Source organism: Actinomadura nitritigenes (assembly GCF_017573545.1).
GTDB lineage: Bacteria > Actinomycetota > Actinomycetes > Streptosporangiales > Streptosporangiaceae > Spirillospora > Spirillospora nitritigenes.
The window spans coordinates 119,096-140,451 of record NZ_JAGEOK010000008.1 but is presented as its reverse complement, the minus strand read 5'-3'; the positions used below and the strand labels follow the sequence as shown (position 1 = coordinate 140,451).

General features: G+C 74.5%; 28 protein-coding genes. 5 read left to right on the top strand and 23 right to left on the bottom strand.

Going from position 1 to position 21,356, the window contains the following annotated elements; all coding sequences use genetic code 11:
- Nucleotide 1 precedes the first annotated feature (1 nt).
- The gene (locus tag J4557_RS14090) at nt 2–325 is read left to right on the top strand and encodes an STAS domain-containing protein (protein WP_190868398.1); all 324 of its coding nucleotides are present in this window, start codon (nt 2–4) and stop codon (nt 323–325) included.
- Nucleotides 326–359: 34 nt separating this feature from the next.
- Here J4557_RS14090 and J4557_RS14085 read toward each other — a convergent pair whose 3' ends face one another.
- From J4557_RS14085 to clpS, 19 genes are all read right to left on the bottom strand, one after another.
- On the bottom strand, nt 360–857 hold the full coding sequence (locus tag J4557_RS14085; RefSeq protein ID WP_208266967.1) for a hypothetical protein: 498 nt from the start codon (nt 855–857) through the stop codon (nt 360–362).
- Entirely contained in the window at nt 854–1,366 is a 513-nt protein-coding gene (locus tag J4557_RS14080) for a SigE family RNA polymerase sigma factor (protein ID WP_208266966.1), read from the bottom strand. The genes J4557_RS14085 and J4557_RS14080 overlap by 4 nt, the downstream gene beginning before the upstream one ends.
- 13 nt (nt 1,367–1,379) lie before the next feature.
- A complete protein-coding gene (locus J4557_RS14075; protein WP_208266965.1) occupies nt 1,380–1,937 on the bottom strand; it encodes a hypothetical protein in 558 nt (185 codons plus the stop codon).
- A 128-nt stretch (nt 1,938–2,065) separates the two neighbouring features.
- Nucleotides 2,066–2,800, bottom strand: coding sequence for a hypothetical protein (locus tag J4557_RS14070; protein ID WP_208266964.1), 735 nt, complete (start codon nt 2,798–2,800; stop codon nt 2,066–2,068).
- 44 nt (nt 2,801–2,844) lie between these two features.
- A complete protein-coding gene (locus J4557_RS14065) occupies nt 2,845–3,543 on the bottom strand; it encodes a hypothetical protein (protein ID WP_208266963.1) in 699 nt (232 codons plus the stop codon).
- 8 nt (nt 3,544–3,551) lie between these two features.
- Nucleotides 3,552–4,187, bottom strand: coding sequence for an RdgB/HAM1 family non-canonical purine NTP pyrophosphatase (gene rdgB / locus J4557_RS14060; protein WP_208266962.1), 636 nt, complete (start codon nt 4,185–4,187; stop codon nt 3,552–3,554).
- A complete protein-coding gene (gene rph, locus J4557_RS14055) occupies nt 4,184–4,918 on the bottom strand; it encodes a ribonuclease PH (protein ID WP_208266961.1) in 735 nt (244 codons plus the stop codon). Before rph ends, rdgB begins: the two co-directional genes overlap by 4 nt.
- 30 nt (nt 4,919–4,948) lie before the next feature.
- Nucleotides 4,949–5,698, bottom strand: a complete 750-nt coding sequence (locus J4557_RS14050) for an MBL fold metallo-hydrolase (RefSeq protein WP_208266960.1) — start codon at nt 5,696–5,698, stop codon at nt 4,949–4,951.
- A gap of 30 nt (nt 5,699–5,728) precedes the next feature.
- Entirely contained in the window at nt 5,729–6,658 is a 930-nt protein-coding gene (murI, locus tag J4557_RS14045; RefSeq protein WP_243775724.1) for a glutamate racemase, read from the bottom strand.
- Nucleotides 6,659–6,811: 153 nt separating this feature from the next.
- Entirely contained in the window at nt 6,812–7,609 is a 798-nt protein-coding gene (locus J4557_RS14040; protein ID WP_208266959.1) for a thioesterase family protein, read from the bottom strand.
- A gap of 151 nt (nt 7,610–7,760) precedes the next feature.
- Entirely contained in the window at nt 7,761–8,708 is a 948-nt protein-coding gene (locus J4557_RS14035; protein WP_208266958.1) for a PLP-dependent cysteine synthase family protein, read from the bottom strand.
- 20 nt (nt 8,709–8,728) lie between these two features.
- Nucleotides 8,729–9,001: a MoaD/ThiS family protein gene (locus tag J4557_RS14030; RefSeq protein ID WP_208266957.1), complete on the bottom strand. Its 273-nt coding sequence runs from the start codon at nt 8,999–9,001 to the stop codon at nt 8,729–8,731.
- A gap of 82 nt (nt 9,002–9,083) precedes the next feature.
- Nucleotides 9,084–9,212, bottom strand: a complete 129-nt coding sequence (locus J4557_RS50895) for a hypothetical protein (RefSeq protein WP_279576063.1) — start codon at nt 9,210–9,212, stop codon at nt 9,084–9,086.
- A gap of 77 nt (nt 9,213–9,289) precedes the next feature.
- Nucleotides 9,290–9,709 carry a M67 family metallopeptidase gene (locus tag J4557_RS14025; RefSeq protein ID WP_208266956.1) on the bottom strand — a complete coding sequence of 140 codons (420 nt, stop codon included), beginning with the start codon at nt 9,707–9,709 and terminating at the stop codon, nt 9,290–9,292.
- Between the two features lie 75 nt (nt 9,710–9,784).
- On the bottom strand, nt 9,785–10,867 hold the full coding sequence (locus J4557_RS14020) for an anti-sigma factor RsbA family regulatory protein (protein ID WP_208266955.1): 1,083 nt from the start codon (nt 10,865–10,867) through the stop codon (nt 9,785–9,787).
- Nucleotides 10,864–11,769, bottom strand: a complete 906-nt coding sequence (locus J4557_RS14015; RefSeq protein WP_243775766.1) for an MEDS domain-containing protein — start codon at nt 11,767–11,769, stop codon at nt 10,864–10,866. The genes J4557_RS14020 and J4557_RS14015 overlap by 4 nt, the downstream gene beginning before the upstream one ends.
- Before the next feature lie 19 nt (nt 11,770–11,788).
- The gene (locus J4557_RS14010; protein ID WP_208266953.1) at nt 11,789–12,721 is read right to left on the bottom strand and encodes an MEDS domain-containing protein; all 933 of its coding nucleotides are present in this window, start codon (nt 12,719–12,721) and stop codon (nt 11,789–11,791) included.
- A 196-nt stretch (nt 12,722–12,917) separates the two neighbouring features.
- Complete coding sequence (locus J4557_RS14005) at nt 12,918–13,445, bottom strand: DUF2017 domain-containing protein (protein ID WP_208266952.1); 528 nt, start codon at nt 13,443–13,445, stop codon at nt 12,918–12,920.
- On the bottom strand, nt 13,445–13,738 hold the full coding sequence (clpS, locus tag J4557_RS14000) for an ATP-dependent Clp protease adapter ClpS (protein WP_208266951.1): 294 nt from the start codon (nt 13,736–13,738) through the stop codon (nt 13,445–13,447). Before clpS ends, J4557_RS14005 begins: the two co-directional genes overlap by 1 nt.
- A gap of 264 nt (nt 13,739–14,002) precedes the next feature.
- Between clpS and J4557_RS13995 the strand changes: the two genes are divergently transcribed.
- The 3 genes from J4557_RS13995 (at nt 14,003) to J4557_RS13985 (ending at nt 16,507) form a co-directional block, all read left to right on the top strand.
- Entirely contained in the window at nt 14,003–15,322 is a 1,320-nt protein-coding gene (locus J4557_RS13995; protein ID WP_307799762.1) for a nicotinate phosphoribosyltransferase, read from the top strand.
- Between the two features lie 70 nt (nt 15,323–15,392).
- Nucleotides 15,393–15,977, top strand: a complete 585-nt coding sequence (locus J4557_RS13990) for an isochorismatase family protein (protein ID WP_208266949.1) — start codon at nt 15,393–15,395, stop codon at nt 15,975–15,977.
- 2 nt (nt 15,978–15,979) lie between these two features.
- Nucleotides 15,980–16,507, top strand: a complete 528-nt coding sequence (locus J4557_RS13985; protein ID WP_208266948.1) for a gluconokinase — start codon at nt 15,980–15,982, stop codon at nt 16,505–16,507.
- Between the two features lie 17 nt (nt 16,508–16,524).
- Here the strand turns inward: J4557_RS13985 and J4557_RS13980 are convergent, their stop codons facing one another.
- From J4557_RS13980 to J4557_RS13965, 4 genes are all read right to left on the bottom strand, one after another.
- Entirely contained in the window at nt 16,525–18,264 is a 1,740-nt protein-coding gene (locus J4557_RS13980; RefSeq protein ID WP_208267116.1) for a DEAD/DEAH box helicase, read from the bottom strand.
- 36 nt (nt 18,265–18,300) lie between these two features.
- A complete protein-coding gene (locus J4557_RS13975) occupies nt 18,301–19,362 on the bottom strand; it encodes a zinc metalloprotease (protein ID WP_243775723.1) in 1,062 nt (353 codons plus the stop codon).
- A 234-nt stretch (nt 19,363–19,596) separates the two neighbouring features.
- Complete coding sequence (locus tag J4557_RS13970; RefSeq protein WP_208266947.1) at nt 19,597–19,860, bottom strand: DUF3039 domain-containing protein; 264 nt, start codon at nt 19,858–19,860, stop codon at nt 19,597–19,599.
- A gap of 9 nt (nt 19,861–19,869) precedes the next feature.
- On the bottom strand, nt 19,870–20,445 hold the full coding sequence (locus J4557_RS13965) for a YqgE/AlgH family protein (protein WP_208266946.1): 576 nt from the start codon (nt 20,443–20,445) through the stop codon (nt 19,870–19,872).
- A gap of 199 nt (nt 20,446–20,644) precedes the next feature.
- Here J4557_RS13965 and J4557_RS13960 point away from each other — a divergent pair, with 199 nt between their 5' ends.
- The gene (locus tag J4557_RS13960) at nt 20,645–21,310 is read left to right on the top strand and encodes a hypothetical protein (RefSeq protein WP_208266945.1); all 666 of its coding nucleotides are present in this window, start codon (nt 20,645–20,647) and stop codon (nt 21,308–21,310) included.
- Nucleotides 21,311–21,356 lie beyond the last annotated feature (46 nt).

The window sequence follows — 21,356 nt, the reverse complement described above, 5'->3', positions numbered from 1 at the left end:
CGTGGAACCGCTGAAGATCGTCCGCACGGACGAGCCCGCCGGTCTCGCGCTGATCGGCGAGCTGGACTCCGCCCGGCACGCGATGCTCGTCCGGGCGCTGGAGTCGGCGCTGGCGGACCTGCCGCCCGACCGCGAGTTCCACCTCGACCTCGGCGAACTCGACTTCATCGACCTCGGCGGGATCGCCCTGCTCGGCGACGCCGCGTGGAGCCGCGCGTGCGGGGCGCCCGTGGTGCTCGACCGGACGCCGCCGCAGATGCGCGCCGTCCTGGAGACCGTCGGCTGGGGCACGCTCCCCGGCCTGTGCTTCGGCGACGCCGGCTAGCCCCGCTCCCGCCGGCGGCGCCCCGACGGCGGGCTCAGGGTGTGGGGGTGGGGCCGGCCGTCGGACGCTTCGATGTCGGCTCGAGCGGCGTCGACGACGGGTGCGGCGAGGCGACGCCGTACGTCGGCGGCATCATCCGCGGGGTGTGCGTGGCGGTCGGGTGCGGCGACGCGCCGCGACGTCCCCGGGGCGGGGCGCCCGGCTCCGGGTTCCGCGTCGGCGACGCCGACGGCCGCGCCGGCGGCGTCGCGGCGGGCATCTCCGGGACGGACGGGGAGGCGGGCGGCGCCATCGGGTGCGGCTTCGCCGCCGGGCCGCCGCCCGGCCACAGGAACAGCGCGATCGTCACCAGCACCGCCGCGGTCACCGCGGCCGCCAGGGTCGGGAACGCCCACCGCCAGCGGGTGCGCCGCTCCGGCGCCGCCGCCCGGCCCGCGTCCTGGAACCGGCGCACCGTACCGGGGTCCGCGGTGATGTGGTCGGCGGCCGCGCGGTAGTGGTCGCGCAGCAGGGCTTCGAGCTCGTCGTTCACGCCCGGCCCTCCTTCATGTGCTCCCGCAGCGCCGCCATGGCCCGCGCGGTGTGGCTCTTCACCGTCCCCCGGGAGATACCGAGCGTCTCGGCGATCTCCTGCTCCCCGAGGTCGCACCAGTAGCGCAGCACGACCACCGCGCGCTGCTTGGCGGGCAGCGCGCGGAGCACCTCGTCCAGCTCTCCCCCGGCGACGCCCGCGACCGGGGGCGGCCCGGCGAGGCGCTCCACGTCCGCCACCGATCCGACCGGAGTGTCCCGGCGGCGCGCCCGCCGCTTGTTCTCGTCGATGGCGAGGTTGACCAGTACCCGGCGGGCGTACGCCTCGGGGTTGCCGCCCGACACCCGCTTCCACTTGCGCGCGACCCGCTCGTAGGCGGTCTGCAGCAGGTCCTCGGCGAGATGCCGGTCGTAGACGAGGAACACGGCGGTGCGCAGCAGCCGACCCGCGGTGGCGGTCACGAACTCGTCGAACGTGATCTCCGCCCCGCGGATCTCCTGGGCGCTCATGGTGGACAGTCGGCTACCTCCGGGGCGCCGAGGGGGCGGGCGACGGCGTCATCGTCTGCCCGGGAGGCGCCGGCCGCGACGTCGGGGACGTGGACGGCACCGGCATCGGCGCCGCCGTCCGGGTCGGGCGCGGGGCGCCCGGCCGGGTACCGCAGTACGTGGGGGTCGGGTGCGGGTGCGCCCTCGTGGGAACGGGGTGCGGGTGCGCCTTCGTGGGCGTCGGGTGCGGGCGCGCCTTGGTCGGCGACGGCACGGGCCGCGGCGCCCTCTGCGGCGGGAGGTGACGCGGGTTCGCGGACGCGACCGGCGGCGCCCCCTTCGGCCGCGCGTTCTTCGGCGGGACCGGCTCCGGGGTGCGGGTGGACGGCCGTGCCGACGCGCACGGCCGCACGGGCGGCACCGGCGCCGGCGTCGCGCTGTGCGCCAGGGCGTTCCGCTCCGCGACCTGCCTGACCTGCGGAGACGAGCCGGAGTCGGCCGCCGCCCAGATCCCGGCGGCGAGCGCGCCCGCGCCCACCACGCCGGCCAGCGCGAGCATCGGCCCGCGGCGGATGCGACCCTTGTCGATCATGTTGCTCCTCGGGGGACGGTGTCCGTACACCCTTGAGAACCCCCGCCGGGGGCCTGCGGGTTGTCATGGAGCCCGAAGAATTTCTCCACGGATTCCGCCGCGAACCGCACGGCGCGCGGGGACCGGGGTCACGGCAGTCCCGTGGAAACGGACGCCACGTACTTGGACGCGTCGGCGCCGCGCCGTGGACGGAAGTCGAAGGCCGACCCGTCGGCGAAGTCGACGCGGACGAACCGCTCGGGGACGTTGCAGCGTCCCAGGGCGACGGCGCGCAGCCCGCGCACCGCCGCATAGGGGACCTGCCAGCACGTCGTCAGCGGCGCGTCGGGAGCGGGCGCGGGCCCGTGTTCGCCGCCGGCCGGCCGATCACCCCCGGACGCCCGATCATCGCCGGAAGCGCGGTCGCCGCCGGGCGCCCGATCACCGAGGAGGACGCGGGCGCGTCCCCGCAGACCGCCGCCGGACGGTCCGGCGGGCCGCGCGAACCTGGACTCGACGGTCACCGCGAGCCGGCGGTCGGTCAGCAGCAGCCACGCCTCGTCGCCGTAGCCGGCCATGTGCCCGGCCAGCCCGGCCGCCGCCGCGCCCGCGTCCGGCGCGTGCGCCCACCCCCAGATGACCGGGTCGTCGGCCCATTCGTCGTTCCAGATCCGTCCGGTGCCGACGGGCTCGGTCGGCAGCGGCCAGCCGGGGTCGGGGACCGGCCCGCCCGCCCCCGGGGCCGGCGGGTACGGCGCGACGATCCGCCCCCCGACCGCCCCGCCGATGTGCCCGGCCGCGCGGTCGCCCATCGCGAGGCGCTCGCCGGGGGCGCACCAGTGCGCGCGGGCCATCTCGTACAGCTTCTGCTCGTTGCGCGGCATGCGGTCGCTTTCGTCGGGCGGTCGCTCTCGTCAGGGGGCGCTCGTCAGGGGGTCCGCGCGGTCATGCGGGCGAGGCGCCCGGCCGCCTCGTCGTCCGGCGCCACCACGTCGAAGCCGGAGCCGTCGCGCAGCGCGACCCGCAGCACCGGCACCCTGCGCGGGTGGTAGCCGGGCGGGAGCCTGCGCCGGTCGAGGCCGATCCCGGCGATCTCCGCCGCGGGGATCTCCGCCACCGCCGCGACGCCCGCCAGCGGGACCGGCTCGCCCGGCGGGTAGGGGTGGTCGCGTCCGAGCGACCGGCCGATCTCCGCCGCCCCGGACGCGATCCTGCGCGCCCTGGACAGCAGCCCGCCGCCGGCCTCGCGCTCGGCGGCGGCACGGGCCTCCGCGGCGGGGCCCGGGACGATGTCGACGACACCGATCCGGTACGGGGTGAGCACCCAGGCGCGCGGCCCGGACGGGACGGGCAGGACCGCCCGCCCGGCCAGGGTGCCGGGCTCCGCGCCGTGGACCACCAGGACCGGGTGCGTCATCGTCTGCCCCAGGTCGCGGTCCACGAAGTCGACGCCGCGCCCCACCACGTCCATGACGGCGCGCGCGCCCTTCTTCGGCAGGCCGCGCCAGTCGAGCCCGCCCATGTCGAACCGGACACCGGTGGGATGGCACCGGACGCACAGCAGGACGGGCTCGTCCGGCCGGCACCAGTGGCGCCGCAGCGCCAGCGTCCCGCCGAGCTCGTCCACGCCCCGTCCTAGACGTGGCCGGCGGCGGCGAGCGCGTCGGGCAGCAGCCCGGCCAGCGCCCGGAACGCCTTGCCCCGGTGGCTGATCGCGTCCTTCTCCTCCGGCGCCATCTCCGCGGTGGTGCGGGTCTCGCCGTCCGGCAGGAAGACCGGGTCGTAGCCGAAGCCGCCGGTGCCGCGCGGCGCCCGGAGGACGGTGCCGCGCATCCGGCCCTCGACGGTGTGCTCGACCGCGCCGCGGACGCCGTTCGCCGGGACGACCAGCGCCGCCGCGCACACGAACGCGGCGCCGCGCCGGCCGTCGGCGACGTCGCCGAGCTGGTCGAGGACGAGCCGCAGGTTCGCGGTGTCCTTGTCGCCGGTGGCGTCGCCGAACCGTCCCGACCAGCGGGCCGACAGCACGCCCGGCATGCCGTTCAGCGCGTCCACGCAGAGCCCCGAGTCGTCGGCGACGGACGGCAGCCCGGTGTGCGCGGCGATCGCGCGGGCCTTCAGCAGCGCGTTGCCCTCGAAGGTCGGCTCGGTCTCGGGGACGTCGGGGGCGTCCGGGAACGCGGCGAGGCCCACCACGTCGATGCCGTCGAGGATCCGCTCCAGTTCGGCGATCTTGCCCGGGTTCCGGGTCGCCAGCACGATCCTCGTCACCGGGCCTGCGTCCCCTTCTGCAGGGCCTCGTTCTGCATGCGGGTCAGCTCGGCGCAGCCGCCCGCGGCGAGGTCGAGCAGCGCGTCCAGCTCGGCGCGGTCGAACGGGGCGCCCTCGGCGGTGCCCTGCACCTCGACGAACTTCCCGTCGCCGGTGCACACCACGTTCATGTCGGTGCCGGCGACCGAGTCCTCCTCGTAGCACAGGTCGAGCCGGGCCTCCCCCGCGACGACGCCGACGCTGACCGCCGACACCGAGGTGACCAGCGGGTTCCCGCGCAGCAGCTTGCGCTCGCGCATCCAGGACACCGCGTCGGCGAGCGCGACGTACGCGCCGGTGATCGCGGCGGTGCGGGTGCCGCCGTCGGCCTGCAGCACGTCGCAGTCCAGCTGGACGGTGTTCTCGCCGAGCGCCTTGAAGTCCAGGCAGGCCCGGACGGACCGGCCGATCAGCCGGGAGATCTCGTGGGTGCGGCCGCCGACCCGGCCCTTGATGGACTCGCGGTCGTTGCGGGTGTTGGTGGCGCGCGGCAGCATCGCGTACTCGGCGGTGACCCAGCCGAGCCCGGAGTCGCGCCGCCAGCGCGGCACCGATTCCTGCACCGACGCCGCGCACAGCACCCGGGTCCGGCCGAACTCGACGAGCACCGACCCCTCCGCGTGGTCGAGCCACCCGCGCTGGATGCGGACGGGACGGAGCTGGTCGGGTGCGCGATCATCGGGGCGTGCCATGCGCACCACCCTAGTGCCCGCCGGAGGCGGTCAGAGCTCGTAGGAGGCGCCCACCCGGGCGAGCTCGATGTCGCCGCCGTACCCGCTCGTCCTGGCCTCCTTCAGGGAGGTGTCCTGGTCGTTCCACGGCACCAGATGGGTGAGGACGAGGCGGCCGACGTCGGCGCGGGCGGCGTGCTCGCCCGCCTCCCGCGCGGTCAGGTGCAGCTCCGACGGCAGGTTCGGGCCCTCCAGGAACGACGCCTCGCACAGGAACAGGTCGGCGCCGCGCGCCAGCTCGACGAGCGTGTCGGACACGCCGGTGTCGCCGGAGTACACCAGGGCCCGCCCGCCGTGCTCGATGCGGAACGCGTACGCCTCCACCGGATGGGGCATCAGCGCGGTCGTCACCCGGAACGGGCCGATCTCGTACGGGCCGCGGCGCAGCACGTGGAAGTCGAACGTCTCGCACATCCCGGGCTCGGGCTCCAGGTCGTACGCCTTGGCCATCCGCACCGCGGTGCCCTCGGGGCCGTGCACGGGCAGCCGCGGTTGCGGACCGTCCGGATGGTACGTGCGGGCCACCCAGAAACCGCACAGGTCGAGGCAGTGATCGGCGTGCAGGTGGGAGATGCACACCGCGTCGATCTCCTGCAACGAGCGGAAGCGCTGCAGCGACCCGAGCGCGCCGTTGCCGAGATCGAGCACGAGCGCGAAGCCGTCCGCCTCGATCAGGTAGCTGGACGCGGGGCTGTCCGGCCCCGGGAAACTGCCGGAGCAGCCGATCACTGTGACCCGCACGCTCACTCCTCCTCTTGTGTCCCCGAGGAATCAGGTGGTCAGAGCCTTGTTCAGGACGGACTCTGTGGTGCCCGAGGGGGGACGACCCCCCGCACCCCCCGAGCCGGCTCCGCCGGTGTCGGGAGCGGTCTCCACCGCGTCGATCTCCGGCCCGAGGAAGCGCCGGCCGAGCTCGGCGAACACGCCGGGGTCACCGGTCGCGCGGAACCGGTGCCGTGGCCGGGGCATCCCCTCGTCGCGGGCCAGCCCCTGGTCGTGCAGCACTCGATACACGTCCTTGGCGGTCTCGTCGGCGCTTGACACCAGTGTGACCCCGTCGCCGACGACATACGAGATGACGCCGGTCAGCAGTGGGTAATGGGTGCAGCCGAGGATGAGGGTGTCGCAGCCAGCGTCCACAATCGGCCGCAGGTAGCCGCGCGCGGCGTCCAGCAGGTCCGGCCCCATCGTCACGCCCGCCTCGACGAACTCGACGAAGCGCGGGCACGCCGCGCTCACCAGCTCGATGTGCGGGGCGGCGGCGAACGCGTCGTCGTAGGCGCGGCTGGTGACGGTGGCGTTCGTGGCGATCAGCCCGACCCGCCCGTTGGACGTGGCGCGCGCCGCGCGCCGGGTCGCCGGGTTGATCACCTCGACGACCGGGACGTCGTAGCGCTCGCGGGCGTCGCGCAGCATCGCCGAGCTGGCGCTGTTGCAGGCGATCACCAGCATCTTCACGCCCTCGTCGACGAGCTGGTCGAGCATCTCCAGGGCGAACGCGCGGACCTCGGCGATGGGGCGCGGCCCGTACGGCTGGCGGGCCGAGTCGCCGAGGTAGACGATCGGCTCGTTCGGCAGCTGGTCGAGGATGGCGCGGGCCACGGTGAGGCCCCCGAACCCGCTGTCGAAGATCCCGATCGGAAGGTCCGACCGGCCACCGGAAGAGAGGTCCATCGCGTCGAGGTCACCGGTCGCTGACATGGTCCTACAGGCTAGGCGACTTACCCCCGCCGAGGTGCGTCATGCGTTGGACATCACACCGTCATCCGCCGGAAAAGACGCCAGTTCACGGGATGCGCGCGTGATCCCGTCGCCGGGCGCGCGAAACGCCGGTGAACCGCGTCGCGCCGCGCCTCACTTCCGGACGCCGATGCCGACCCGGGCGATCTGCCGGCTCTGCGCGACGAGCCGTCCGGTGGAGTCCCAGACCTCGACCTCCTCGTCGAACCAGCCGTCCGACAGCAGCCGGCCGGTGCCGTGCACGGCGAGCCAGCCGGGCGCCGGGACGGCCCGCATGTGCCAGGTGAGCTCGACGGTCGGCGCCCAGCCCTTGGAGCCGAGGTTCAGCGCGACGGGCGGCAGCGCGTCGACGGTCAGCGCGAGCGTGAACGCGTCGGGCCCGTGGCCGTCGCGGAGCCGGAACCAGGCGCGGATCTCGGGGAGGCCGCTCGGCCGACCGTCCAGCCAGCCCATCGTGGAACGGTCGAAGCGCATGTCCACCTGGCCCGCGAAGCCCTCGGTGCCGCCCTCCGGCACCATGCTGGTGCACTCCTCCAGCGGCGGGACGGGGACGGCGGGCGCGGGGCCGGCGAACGCGGGCTCGGCGGCGCCGAGCGTGCCGGTGGTGATCAGCGCCTCCACCACGGGGCGGCCGTCCTGGACGAGGCTGACCAGCGAGGTCGCGGCGGTGCGGCCGGCCTTGCGGGTGTCGACGACGAGTTCGGCGCGGCCGGGCTTGGCGGGCCGCAGGAACGTCGTCGCGGTGGAGATGGGGTGCTCGTGCGGGGAGGCGTCGACGGCGGCCCGGTCGAGGACCGCCATCAGGTAGCCGCCGTTCAGCGCCTCGGCGAAGCCGAAGTCGCCGTCCAGGTCGACCTCGTACCGGCCGTCACCGACCCTCTCGACCGCGGTGGCCGCCTCGAACCCGCTCATCAGTTCTCCCGGTCCGGCCGGCGGGCGTCCACCCGGCCGGCACGGTTCTAGAATCACGTTCGAGAATGAACTGTACCGTGCCGGCCGGGAGCGGCGCCGTGGCCGGGATCACGCCGGAATGTCCGGGCCCCGGGAGCGGGCCCGCGGGGAGTCAGGCCCAGAGCTGGCCTTCGAGGCGCGCCTCGGCCTCCTCCAGGGTGCCGCCGTACGCGCCGGTGGAGAGGTACTTCCAGCCGCCGTCGGCGACGACGAACACGATGTCGGCGCGCTCGCCCGCCTTCACCGCCTTGGTCGCCATGCCGATCGCGGCGTGCAGCGCGCCGCCGGTGGAGATCCCGGCGAAGATGCCCTCCTGCTCCAGCAGCTCGCGGGTGCGGCGCAGCGCGTCCCGCGACCCGACCGAGAAGCGGGTCGTCAGGACCGAGTCGTCGTACAGCTCGGGGATGAAGCCCTCGTCGATGTTGCGCAGCCCGTACACCAGCTCGCCGTACCGCGGCTCCGCCGCGACGATCTTGACGCCGGGCACCTGCTCGCGCAGGTACCGCCCCACGCCCATCAGCGTGCCGGTGGTGCCGAGGCCCGCGACGAAGTGCGTCACCGACGGCAGGTCCGCGAGGATCTCCGGACCCGTCGTCTCGTAGTGCGCCAGCGCGTTGGCCTCGTTCCCGTACTGGTACAGCATCACCCAGTCGGGGTTCTCGGCCGCCAGGCCCTTCGCCACCCGGACGGCCTCGTTCGACCCGCCCGCGGCGGGCGAGGGGATGATCTCCGCGCCCCACATCTCCAGCAACTGGCGGCGCTCCGCCGAGGTGTTCTCGGGCATCACGCACACCATCCGGTAGCCGCGCAGCTTGGCGACCATGGCGAGGGAGATGCCGGTGTTCCCGGACGTCGGCTCCAGGATCGTGCAGCCCGGCGTCAGCACCCCGTCCTTCTCCGCCTTCTCGATCATGCGGAAGGCGGGACGGTCCTTCACCGACCCGGTCGGGTTGCGGTCCTCGAGCTTCGCCCAGAGCCGGACGTCCTCGCTCGGCGACAGCCGCGGCAGCCCGACCAGCGGGGTGCCGCCGAGCGAGTCCAGCAGCGAGTCGAATCGCATGTGCGCTCGTCCAGCCCGGCTCAGCCGCCCGCGACGGCGGGCAGGATCGTCACACCGTCGCCGTCGGCGACCTGCGTCTCCAGGCCGCCGAGGAAGCGGACGTCCTCGTCGTTGAGGTAGACGTTGACGAACTTGCGCAGGCCCTTGTCGTCCACCAGCCGGGCGCGCAGCCCGGGGTGGCGGGAGTCCAGGTCGGTGAACAGCTCGTCGAGCGTGCCGCCCTTGCCCTCGACGGCCTTGGCGCCGTCGGTGAGGTTGCGCAGGATCGTCGGGATCCGGACCTCGATCGCCATCGCGATGATCTCCTTTGGTCGTACGGGGCTCCCCGCCCTCTGCGTCACAACCGGGCGGGCAGCGGGGGAATTCCGGGCTGGATCAGCGCGTCGGCGAACAGTCGTAGACGACCTCGGCGCGCGAATGCCCGAACAGGAAGCTCTGTACGGGTGGCACCGCGAGGGCCGGGACGCGGCGCCGCGCGCCCGTCACATCCCCGCTCGTCCACATGTCGCCCAGTTTACCGGCCGCGTTCCGGCCGCTCCCCGCCGCCATCCGGCTCCGCACCCCGCGATCAGGCCCGGCGATCAGGCGTCGTAGGAGTCGACGATCCGGACCTCTTCCTCGGTCACCTCGCCGTCCACGATCCGGTACGACCGGAACTCCTCGGTGCTCTCGTCGCGGGTGGACACGAGCACGTAGTGCGCGTTCGGCTCGGACGCGTAGGAGACGTCGGTGCGGGACGGGTACGCCTCGGTCGCGGTGTGCGAGTGGTAGATCACCACCGGCTCCTCGTCCCGGTCGTCCATCTCCCGCCACAGCTTCAGCTGCTCCTGCGAGTCGAACCGGTAGAACGTCGGGGACCGCTCGGCGTTGGTCATCGCGACGTACCGGACGGGCCGGTCCGACCCGATCGGGCCGGCGATGATGCCGCACGCCTCGTCCGGATGGTCGGCGCGCGCATGCGCGACGATCTTCTCGACCAGGGCACGCTCGATCGTCAGCATGCCCGAAGGCTACCGTCCCCGCCTGCGCGCACCCCACCCGCGCCCGGCCCGGACCGGGTCGGGCGCGGGTGCGGCTCAGCCGTGGTCCAGCCGGATGTGCATCCGGATGCGGGTGCCGTCGGCGCCGGACCTGATCTGCACGATGTGGCAGAGCCGGCGCACCGCCCACATCGCACCGTCCACGCCCTGCCCGCCCTGCCCGACCTGCGCACCCGGCGCACCCGGCGCACCCGGCGGCGCCGGTACGGCGGCCGGGGGCGGGCCGGGCGGCGGCGGGGCGTAGCCGAGGAAGCGGTCGGCGAGGGCGCGGCCGGGGTCGGCCACCTCGCAGACCAGCTCGCCCGCCCGACCCCACAGCCGCGCCGAGCCGTGCCCGCCGCCGAACTGGATGATCATGGTGGCGACCTCGTTCACCGCCAGCACGAACGGCAGCGTCCGGGCCTCCGGCAGCCCGAGCCGCGCGGCCTCGGCGGCGAGGAAGGCGCGCAGCGGCGGCAGCCCGCCCGCGCCGAACATCCGGTGCGCGGCGGAGGCCGGGGGCGGCGGGAGCGCGCCCGCGTTGCACTCGGCGTAGTACTCGGCCGGGTCGGTGTACTCGGGGCTGGGCCGCGGGCCGTCCGGGCCGGCCAGCTCCGGGTGCGTGCGGGCCATCGCGGCCAGCACCTCGGGCGGCAGTGCCACCGTGTCGTACGCGCACATGATCGAGGTGGGGGTGCCGGCGAACACCACGTTCAGCAGCGACTCGTGCCGCTGCCACTCGCGGGTCTCCAGCGGCGACAGCCCGTCCCAGACCGGCTCGGCGAGCAGCCGCAGCCGCCCGCGCGGCCACCAGTCGGCGCGCATCCGGTCGTGGTAGCCGGCCAGCGCCCGCATCGGGCCGCCGAACCAGTCGGCGGAGTCGATGAACTCGATCCCCGCGCCGGCCTCCGGGCCGAGCCGCTCCCGCAGCGACACCCGGACCGGCTCGGAGGCGATCACCACCACCGCGTCGCCCGTGCTCCACCCGGCCTTCAGGTACGGGACGGCGGTCAGCGCCAGCTCGCGCGGCCACCCGTACGGGACGGCCCGGTGCACCAGCACGTCCCAGCCTCCGGCCGGCGGCCGGGCCTTCGCCGCGGCGTCCCGGGCCCGCGGCGCACCCGCCTGACGAGCGATCATCGGACCCCCTCGTGGACGACCCCGGGCGCGCCCTCCCAGCCGGACGCCCGCATCATCATCTCCACGCAGCGCGGCGCCGACCGCAGGACGACCAGCCGGTCGGGCACGATGCTCCACTCGTTCACGCCGACCAGCGCGCGCAGCCCGGCCAGGTCGCAGAACTCCACCCCGGCGAGGTCAAGGCAGACGTGCGCGGCGCGGCCGTCCAGCCCGCGCAGCGCCGCCAGCAGCCCCGGCAGCGTCGACTCGTCGATCGAGCCGGACAGGCGGAGGCCGGGCGGCGCGAACAGCGGATCGATCCTCAGCACGCCGTCGTCGAAGACCGCGTCGGCGCCCGCGCGCCCGCCGTGGCACGCCTCCAGCGCGCCCAGCCCGCCCGGCGCGAACCAGTTCCCGTCGAACTGGCACAGCGCCATCGCGTTCCCGGCCCGGGCGACGGCCCGGCTCACGGCGTCCTCGAACGCCGCGAACCCGGCGGTGCCGGGCCAGCCGCGCGACGCGGGCGACGCCTCCACGCTCACCCGGACTCCCGCGCGCCGGTCCGCGCCGCGGGCCGCCGCGATCACCTCGCCGGCCGGGCGGCCCGCGGCCTCGGGCACGGCCAGCCGGCCGTCGTTGACCGCGGCGAGCAGGTCGGGGGCGTCCGCCGCGAACATCGCCCGCAGCCGGTCCCGCACGGCCCGCGCGGGCTCGCCGTCCGCCAGGTGGACCAGGGCGTGCCCGGCCCGCAGCCCGGCGCGCAGGTAGGCGGACAGGACGGCGTGCCGTTCCGCGCCGCTGCCGTAGGCGAGGAAGAGGTGGTCACCGAAGCGCATCCCGCCGACCACCGAGCCGTCCCCGCCGGACCTGTCGTGCCCGCCCGACCTGTCGTGCCCGCCGGACCTGCCGTGCCCGCCCGCCATGCGCGACACGTCCCTCCGCTCAGCCGGTCCGTTCCTCGATCGACACTCCCGACCGCGTGAGCAGCCCCGACCCGCGCAGCCGGCCCGCCAGGTCGGGGGCGGCGCCGCGCAGCAGCAGGCCGCGGCCGGTGCCGGAGCCCGGCCGGTCCGCGTCGGCCAGCAGCCGCAGCCCGGCCTCGTCGCAGCCGGTCAGCCCGTGCAGGTCCAGGCAGAGCAGCCCCGCGGTGGACGCGACGGACGCCAGCACCTTCTCCGCCGCCGGGACGTTCGCGGCGTCCAGCGTCCCGGCCAGCGCCGCGCCGGGCGGCGTGAACGTCGGCGAGACGCGCAGCGCGCCGTCGTCGTAGTGGTCGTTCGCCCGCACCCGGCCCATGTGCCCGGCCTCCAGCTCCGCCAGCCGCGCCTCGTCGAACCAGCGGCGGTCGAACTGGCAGATCGCCATCGCCTTCAGGTCGGTGGTCATGAAGACCTGGTCGAGCATGCGCTCGAAGTCGCCGTGCCGCTCGGTCCCGGGCCAGCGGCGCAGCGAGAACCGCGCCTCTCCGGCGATCCGGACCCCCGAGTAGCCCTGCACGAGCGCCAGGTCGATCTCCGTGGCCATCAGCTCCAGGCTCTCGTCCGGGTCGAACCGGCCGCTGGCGAGGAACGTCTCCTCGGCGGTGCGGACGGCGAAGTGCCCGGCGTCCGCCGCGGCGGCGAAGTCGAAGCCGGTGCCGTCCTGCGCCGGGCGGACCGTGTCGGGCCCGCCGTCCCGGCCGCCGAGCCAGGCGGCGACGTCCCGCGCGGGGACGGCGTCGGAGATGTAGATCACCTTCTGGCCCGCGCGCACCCCGTCGCGGACGTAGGCGGCCATGACGGACCGCCGTTCGGCGTCGCTGTCGAAGAGAAGGCACAGGTGGTCGCCCAGCTCCATGGAGCCGACGGGCTTGCTGTGACCGTCCGTTGCCGGCATCGCGGCCTCCGGTTGGCGTAAGGCCCGCCTTCCGCGGCGGGACTGGCGGCGTCCCCTCGCCTCTCAGTGGACACCACTCAGGGCGCCCGCGTCCCGACAATCGGTGATGTCGGCGATGGCCGGGTACGGACGGCGAACCGTCCGGTGCCGCCGGCCGCGCGGGCGGGCGACGCCCCGCCCGCGGGCGCGCCGCGGCCTACCAGAGGGCGCGGACGAGCCCTTCCTGCAGCATCGTCAGCCAGTCGTAGGCGGCGAACATCGGCGCCCGCGGGTCGCGCGGGTCGAGCTGCTCGGCCTCCTCGTACCACTCCTCGCTGATGTCCAGCCGGGTGCCGAGCGCCAGCCGGACGTCGTTCAGCGCGCGCAGCCAGATCTGCGCCTTCTCCTGGTCGAGGACGATGTCGGAGCCCGGGTCCTTCAGCGCGTCCAGCACCGTCCGGGCCGCCTCGCGCTTGCCGTCCCGCAGCCCCATCTCGGTGTAGCGGCGGAACTCCCCGGCCGCCTCGCCGTCCTCGCGGTAGGCGTCGGGGAACAGCCGCGCCAGCACCGGGTCGTCCGGCTTGACGGCGTTCTCGGCGATGCCCATGGAGGCCAGCTCGCCGTCGTCGCCCGGGGCGTCCCCGAGGAGCGAGACCAGCTGCTCCATCAGTGCCCGCACCAGCGCCGCCTCCTCCGGCTCCAGCCGTACGACGACGCCCTTGCGGGTCTTCTTCACGTTGCTCATCAGTCGTCCCGCTTGACGGTGGCCCACAGCCCGTAGGAGTGCAGGATCTCCACGTCCCGCTCCATCTCCTCGCGGGTGCCCTTGGCCACGACGGCGCGCCCCTTGCGGTGGACGTCCAGCATCAGCTTCTCGGCCTTGCTCTTGGGGTAGCCGAAAACGGCCTGGAACACGTACGTGACGTACGACATCAGGTTGATCGGGTCGTTCCAGACGATCGCCAGCCAAGGCCGGTCGGCGCGCACGTCCTCCTCGGAGTCGGGCCGCTCCAGCTCGACGGGTGCGGGCGTGCTCATGAGCCCGCCCCGCTCGCCCTGCTCGTGACGCTCATCGGCCGCGTCTCCCCCTTCCCCGCGTTGTCGGTCCGCCCACGGCACCCGATGCTATGCGCCCCCGCGCCGTCCGGTGCGATCTTCGCCGCCCCCGGTTCGGGTCTCCACCGGGCGCGCGGCGCGGTCTCCGCCGGGCGCCGCGCGGTCCCACCGGGCTCGGTGTGATCTCCGCCGGGCCCGGCGGCCCGCCCCTCCATGGTGCCCGCACCTGGCCTTAGGGTTCCACCTGTGGACGTTGACGACGGAACCGCCCTGCTCACCGACCAGTACGAGCTGACGATGCTGCAGGCCGCGCTGCGCAGCGGCACGGCCGGCCGGCGCGCGGTCTTCGAGGTGTTCGCGCGCAGCCTGCCCGCCGGGCGCCGGTACGGCGTGGTCGCGGGGATCGGGCGGCTGCTGGACGCGATCGAGGCGTTCCGGTTCGACGGCGCGGAACTGGAGTTCCTCACCGCCAACGGGATCGTGGACGAGCCCACGGCGCAGTGGCTGGAGAAGTACCGCTTCTCCGGGAACGTCTGGGGCTACGCCGAAGGCGACTGCTACTTCCCGGAATCGCCGATCCTGGTGGTCGAGGGGACGTTCGCCGAGGCCGTCCTGCTGGAGACCGTCGTCCTGTCGATCCTCAACCACGACTGCGCGATCGCCTCGGCCGCGTCCCGGATGGTGCAGGCCGCACAGGGCCGGCCGATCATCGAGATGGGGTCGCGCCGCACCCACGAGCGCGCCGCCGTCGCCGCCGCCCGCGCCGCCTACATCGCGGGGTTCACCACCACGTCGAACCTGGAGGCGGGCCGCCGCTACGGCGTCCCCACCGCCGGGACGAGCGCGCACTCGTTCACGCTGCTGCACGACAGCGAGCGGCACGCGTTCGAGGCGCAGCTCGCGTCGCTGGGCGACGCGACGACGCTGCTGGTCGACACCTACGACGTCGAACGGGCCGTCCGGACGGCCGTGGAGCTCGCCGGGCCGTCGCTCGGCGCCGTCCGCATCGACAGCGGCGACCTCGGCGTGGTGGCCCGCCGCGTCCGCGAGCAGCTCGACTCGCTGGGCGCGCACTCCACGCGCATCGTGGTCACCGGCGACCTCGACGAGTACGGCATCGCCGCGCTCGCCGCCGCGCCCGTCGACGGGTACGGCGTCGGGACGTCCCTGGTGACGGGGTCCGGCGCCCCGACCGCCTCGCTCGTCTACAAGCTCGTCGCCCGCTCCGACTCCGGCGACGAGGACGCGGCGATGCGCCCGGTCGCGAAGCGCTCCACCGGCAAGCCCAGCCGCGGCGGCCGCAAGAGCGCCGTGCGGTGCATCGACGGGCACGGCACCGCCTACGCCGAGACGGTGTCGGTCGGCGAGCCGACGCCGGGGCCGCGCGACCGCGTCCTGCACGTCCCGCTCATCCGCGACGGGGAGATCGTCGGGCGGGAGACGCTGCGCGACGCCCGGGACCGGCACGTCCGGTCCGTCGCGGAGCTCCCCGCGACCGCGCTCCAGCTGTCCAAGGGCGAGCCCGCCGTGCCCACCGAGCTGGTCGAGGGCGGCCCGCGCGGCTGACCGGCCTGGAAGGGCACGGCCGCCGCTGGGGTAGCGTCGACGGCGGGGAGACATCGGCAGAGGAGCGGTCGTGGGCAAGAAGGCTCTGATCATCGTGGACGTGCAGAACGACTTCTGCGAGGGCGGGTCGCTCGCCGTCGCGGGCGGCGCGGGCGTGGCCACGGCCATCTCCCGCCACGTCGCCGCGCGGGGCGGCGACTACGCGCACATCGTCGCGACCCGCGACTTCCACCTCGACCCCGGCGGCCACTTCTCCGACCGGCCCGACTTCGTCGACACCTGGCCCCCGCACTGCCTGATCGGCACCCCCGGCGCCGACTTCCACCCGAACCTGGCGCTCGCCCCCATCGAGACGGTGTTCAGCAAGGGCCGCGAGGCCGCCGCCTACAGCGGTTTCGAGGGCGTGTCCGACGACGACGTCCCGCTCGGCGACTGGCTCGCCTCCCTCGGCGTCGACGCCGTCGACGTCGTCGGCATCGCCACCGACCACTGCGTCCGCGCCACCGCCGTCGACGCGGCCCGGGCCGGCCTGCGCACCACGGTCCTGCTCGACCTGACGGCGGGCGTCGGCAAGGCCACCGTCGACCGCGCCCTGGACGAGCTCGGGCGCGAGGGCGTCGCCCTCTCCGGCGACCCGGTCGTGAGCGGCGACTGAACGTGAGCACTCCCCCCGACATCGAAGTGATCCTGGTCGCCGGCGTGTCCGGCAGCGGCAAGACCACCGTCGGCGGCCTGCTCGCCGAGCGGCTCGGCTGGGACTACGCCGAGGCCGACGCGTTCCACTCCCCCGCGAACATCGCCAAGATGCGGGCCGGGCATCCGCTGACCGACGCCGACCGCGCCCCCTGGCTGCGCGCGATCGCCGCGTGGATCGACGACCGGCTCGAGACCGGGCGGCCCGGCGTCGTCAGCTGCTCGGCGCTGAAGCGCGCCTACCGCGACCGGCTCACCGGCGGGCGGCCCGCCGTCCGCACCGTGATGCTCGACGGCGACCGCGACGTCATCGCCGAGCGGATGCGCAGGCGGCACGGCCACTTCTTCGGCGCCGGGCTGCTGGACAGCCAGTTCGCCGACCTGGAACGGCCCGGCCCGGACGAGCACGTCCTGACCGTCCCCATCACCGACTCCCCCGAGGAGACGGTCGACCGCATCATCAAGGCCCTGGACCTCGCGCCGCCGCACTGATCCGCGGCGCCCCGGCGTCAGGCGCGCTTGGCGGCCCACTCGCGGATCTTGCTGATCCGCTGGCGGATCTCCTCCGCGCTGGCCTGCGGGACGGCGGGCCCGCCGCACGCCGTGCGGAGCTGGCTGTGGATCACGCCCTGCGGCTGGCCGGTGCGGTGGTTCCACGCGTTGACCAGGCCGTTCAGCTCCTTGCGCAGGGCGTGCAGGTCCTCGGCGGCGGTGCGGTCGGCGCGCGGGTCGCCGGTCTTGCGGCGGCGCTCGTTGGCGATCTGGTCGGCCTGCCGCTTGCGCAGCAGCTGCGTCACCTGCTCGGGCTCCAGCAGGCCGGGGATGCCGAGGAACTCCTCCTCCTCGGCGGACCCCGGCTGGGCCTGCATGCCGAACTCGCCGCCGTCGTACAGGACGCGGTCGAACGTCGCGGACGCCTCGACCGTCTCGAACGCCAGCTCCTCGCCGACGTCCGGGTTGTCCTGCCTGCGGTTCGCCTCGGCGAGCAGGTCGTCGTCGAGGCCGTCCTCCCGGACCGGCCGGTCGAGGACGTGGTCCCGCTCCTCCTCCAGCTCGGCGGCGTGCCCCATCAGCGTCGGCACCGACGGCAGGAACACCGACGCGGTCTCGCCGCGCTTGCGGGCGCGGACGAAACGGCCGATCGCCTGCGCGAAGAACAGCGGCGTGCTCGTGGACGTGGCGTAGACGCCGACGGCGAGGCGCGGGATGTCGACGCCCTCCGACACCATCCGGACCGCGACCATCCACCGGTCTTCGGTCTCGCTGAACGCCTTGATCTTCTTGGACGCGGTCGGGTCGTCCGACAGCACGATCGTCGCGCCCTGCCCGGTGACCGCGCGCAGCATCTTGGCGTAGGCGCGGGCGGCCTCGTGGTCGGTGGCGATGACCAGCCCGCCCGCGTCCGGGATGGCGCGGCGCAGCTCGGTGAGGCGGCGGTCGGCGGCGGCGATGACCTGCTTGATCCAGTCGCCCTTGGGGTCGAGCGCGGCCCGCCACGCCTGTGCGGTCTGGTCCTGGGTGAGCGGCTCGCCGAGCGTCGCGGTGATCTCGTCGCCGGCGCGGGTGCGCCAGCGCATCTCGCCCGCGTACGCCAGGAAGATCACCGGCCGGACGACGCCGTCGGCGAGCGCCGGGCCGTAGCCGTAGGTGTAGTCGGCCTGGCTGCGCTTGATCCCGTCCGGGCCCTCCTCGTAGCGGACGAACGGGATCGGGTTGATGTCGGTGCGGAACGGGGTGCCCGACAGCGCGAGCCGCCGCGTCGCCGGCTCGAACGCCTCCCGGACGGCGTCGCCCCAGGACAGGCCGTCGCCCGCGTGGTGCACCTCGTCGAAGATCACCAGGGACTTGCGCGACTCGGTGCGGTTGCGGTGCAGCGCCGGGCGCGCCGCGACGGTCGCGTAGGTGACGGCGACGCCGTGGAAGTCCTTGCCGACCGGCCCGTCGCCGTTCTGGTACTCCGGGTTGATCCTGATGCCGACGCGGGCGGCGGACTCCGCCCACTGCCGCTTCAGGTGCTCGGTCGGGCAGACGATCGTGATCGCGGCGACGATCCTTCGCTCGATCAGCTCCCGGGCCAGTCGCAGCGCGAACGTCGTCTTGCCGGCGCCGGGCGTCGCGACGGTGAGGAAGTCGCGCGGGCCCGGCTGCTGCCCGTCCGTGCCGAAGTAAGCCTCCAGCGCCTGCTGCTGCCAGGCGCGCAGGGATTGCGCGGTCCCCCAGGCGGCCCGCTCGGGGAACGCGGGGGGCATGCTCGATGCGGCGAAGGTGCTCACGGTCATAGCAGGCTACCGAGCCCCACCGACAGATCGCGCCGCCCCGGCCCCTCCTGTGCCGCGATCCACACTCCCGCGCTCGCGCGCGCGGCCCCGCCCGTGCCCGTGCCCCGCCGCCCGGTACGCGGCCCACGCGGCGCGGATGCGACGGCCCTGACCTGGGGTGAACTCCCGCATGCAGGAGTCGAACCCGTAGTTCATGAAGTTGTGCACCGGGTCGTCGCCGCGCTGCGGGCAGCTGTCCTTATAGTCAGGGCACCCTTGCGCCGGGGAAGCCTCGTACGGGGTGTCGGACACCCCGTCGCCGGGCGGCGTGCACCCGCCCTGGAACGTGTGCAGCAGCCCCAGCCAGTGCCCGATCTCGTGGACGGCCGTGTAGCCGCGGTTGAAGCGCCGGTAGGAGCCGTGCGGGAGGCTGCGGTAGTCGATGACGACACCGTCCATGCGCGGGCTCCTGCGGTACCACTGCGGGAAGGTCGAGAACCCGAGGACGTCGCTGCCCACGGCCGCCGTGTACAGGTTGAGCGTGCCGCGCCCGCCCCTGCGCAGCTTGCGCTTGATGACGCCCTGGTACTTCCGCGGGTGGGAGAACCAGGCGGCCTTGTTCGTCACGTCGTAGCCGGCGAGGCGGAACCGCACGCCGGTGTCGGCACCGCCCGTCCGCCCGCTGTACGCCGCGTTCAGCGTGGCGATCTGGCTCCGGACGGCCGCCCTGGACAGCCGCCCCGCCCGCCCGGCGGCGAGGACGTGGAAGCGCACCGGGACCACCAGCGCCCGCCGCCGCGCCTCGTCCGACCGCCCCGCGTCGAACCGTGCCTCGTCAGCCGTGCCGTACCGCTCGCGGAGCGTCCTGCGCAGGTCCCCGAGCATCGCGACGACCTGGCCGCGGCTCAGCTCCCCGCCCGCGTCGCGCGGGTGCGCCGCCCGGGCCGCGGCGCCCTGCCCGCACCCGTCCTTCCCCTCCGCGTCGGCCTTCCCCTCCGCGCCGGCGGTCCCCATCGCGCCGGTCTCGCCCGCCGGGAGGGGCTGGCCCGCCCGGACGATCCTGGCCCGCGCGCGCGGGCCGTCACTCATCGAACTCGACACCGCACACACCGTGACCGTCAGTGCGCACAGCGAAACCCCGGCGAACCGCCGCATCTGTCCCCCGTATGTCCCCGTTTGGAAAGCTGATCTGGAAAAGCAGGTGTGGAAAGGCGAAAGCCCCGCGGTGGCGCGTCCGCCCTTCCGGCGAACCTGACCGCGGGACCGTCACGGGGGCGCGCGGGCCGGTCGGCCCGGCGCCCTCATCCGGCTCTCAGCCGGCCGTCAGTCGTCGCCCTTGCCCCCGCCCGACTGCATGGACTCGTAGATCTCCTTGCACTCCGGGCAGACCGGGTACTTCTTCGGATCCCGGTTCGGCACCCAGACCTTGCCGCACAGCGCGATCACCGGCGTGCCGGTCACCGCGCTCTCGGTGATCTTGGCCTTCTTCACGTAGTGGGCGAACCGCTCGTGGTCGCCGTCACCGTGCGAGAGGTCCGGCCGGACGTCCTGCTGGGTGTCGCTGTCGGGAAGGATCTTCGTACTCACGTCATCACCTTAGTTCAGCGTCGGGTCCTCGGGGAAAGTGGAGACGAACGCCAGGTCACCGCCCTGCCGGCGGAGCACCTCCTGCCACAGCCGGTCCGGGTTCCCGGCGAACACGTCGCCCGCCTCGGCCGGCACCAGGTACCAGGCGCCGTCCTCGATCTCGCCGCGCAGCTGCCCGGCCGACCAGCCGGCGTACCCGGCGAACACCCGCAGCTGCAGCAGCTCCGGCGCCAGCAGCCCCGGCGGCGCCTCCAGGTCGACCAGGCCGACCCGGGCGACCTCCGAGCCGCCCTCCAGCGCCCGCCAGCCGAGCGGCTCGTCCTCGCCCGGCAGGCGGGCCAGGGCGAGCGCGTTGTCCAGCGCGACCGGGCCGCCCTGGAACACCACCGACGGGCCCGTCACCAGCTCGGCCCACGGCGGCAGCACCCGGTCGACCGGGATCTCGGTCGGCCGGTTCAGGACAACCCCCAGTGTGCCCCCGTCCATGTCGTGCTCGACCAGCAGGACGACGCTGCGCCTGAAGTTGGGATCCTCCAGTTGAGGCGTCGCGACCAGCAGAAGGCCCACCCTGATGCCGTCTTCCATGGGTTCCATCATGCGTTGCGCGGACCTCCCACGGCACGTCCCCCCGCTCGTTAGCCTGTTAGGCATTCCTAGCGATGGGGATATCGGCACCACAACCGCCTAGGTTAAGAATGATCCAGGATCACCCGGCCGCCCGCTCAGCCCGGACCCCCCGAGACCCCCGGGGCGACCGCCCGAAGGGCGGATGAGGAGGACAGCGATGCAGTTGCCCAGGGTCATCATCGCCGCAGTGTTTCTCGTCATCGGCGCACTGATCGCCGTACCGGCCCTCATGAAGTCGTCGGGCTCCGGCGCGCGGGCGTCCTCCACCACCTCCACGTCGGCGAGCCCGAGCCCCAGCGGCACGGGGACGTCCCCCTCGCCGACGAAGACGACGCACAAGCCGTCCAAGACGCCGTCGAAGACGCCGAGCAGCACGGCCGTGCCGCAGCCCGTCACCGCCACCATCGGGTCGGTGTCCTGCCCGTCGCGGTCCGTCCGCGTGACCGTCCGCAACACCGGCACGCAGCGCGAGGACTTCACCGTCCTCAAGAACGACGACAGCGCGACCGTCCCCGCGACCGTCGCCCCTCACGACAGCAAGACCGTGACGGTCGAGCTGAAGGAGGACCGGCGGACGCTCGTGCAGGTCGACTGGGCCAACAAGCAGATCGAGACCCGCTCGCTCACGGCGAACTGCAAGCACGCGGGCGCCGCGCCGCACAAGACCGCGCCGACCAAGCTGCCGCACACCGGCCCGGACACCGTCCTGTGGGCCCGGGCCGCGACCGGCGTCGGCGTGATGCTCACCGGCGTGGTCATCTTCTGGTACGGCGGGATCTGGCCCCGCCGCCGCGACCAGGTGTTCGCGAAGAAGACCGACTGAACCGGCCGCACGACTGAAGCGGCCGAACCGCCCGGTCCGGCGGGGC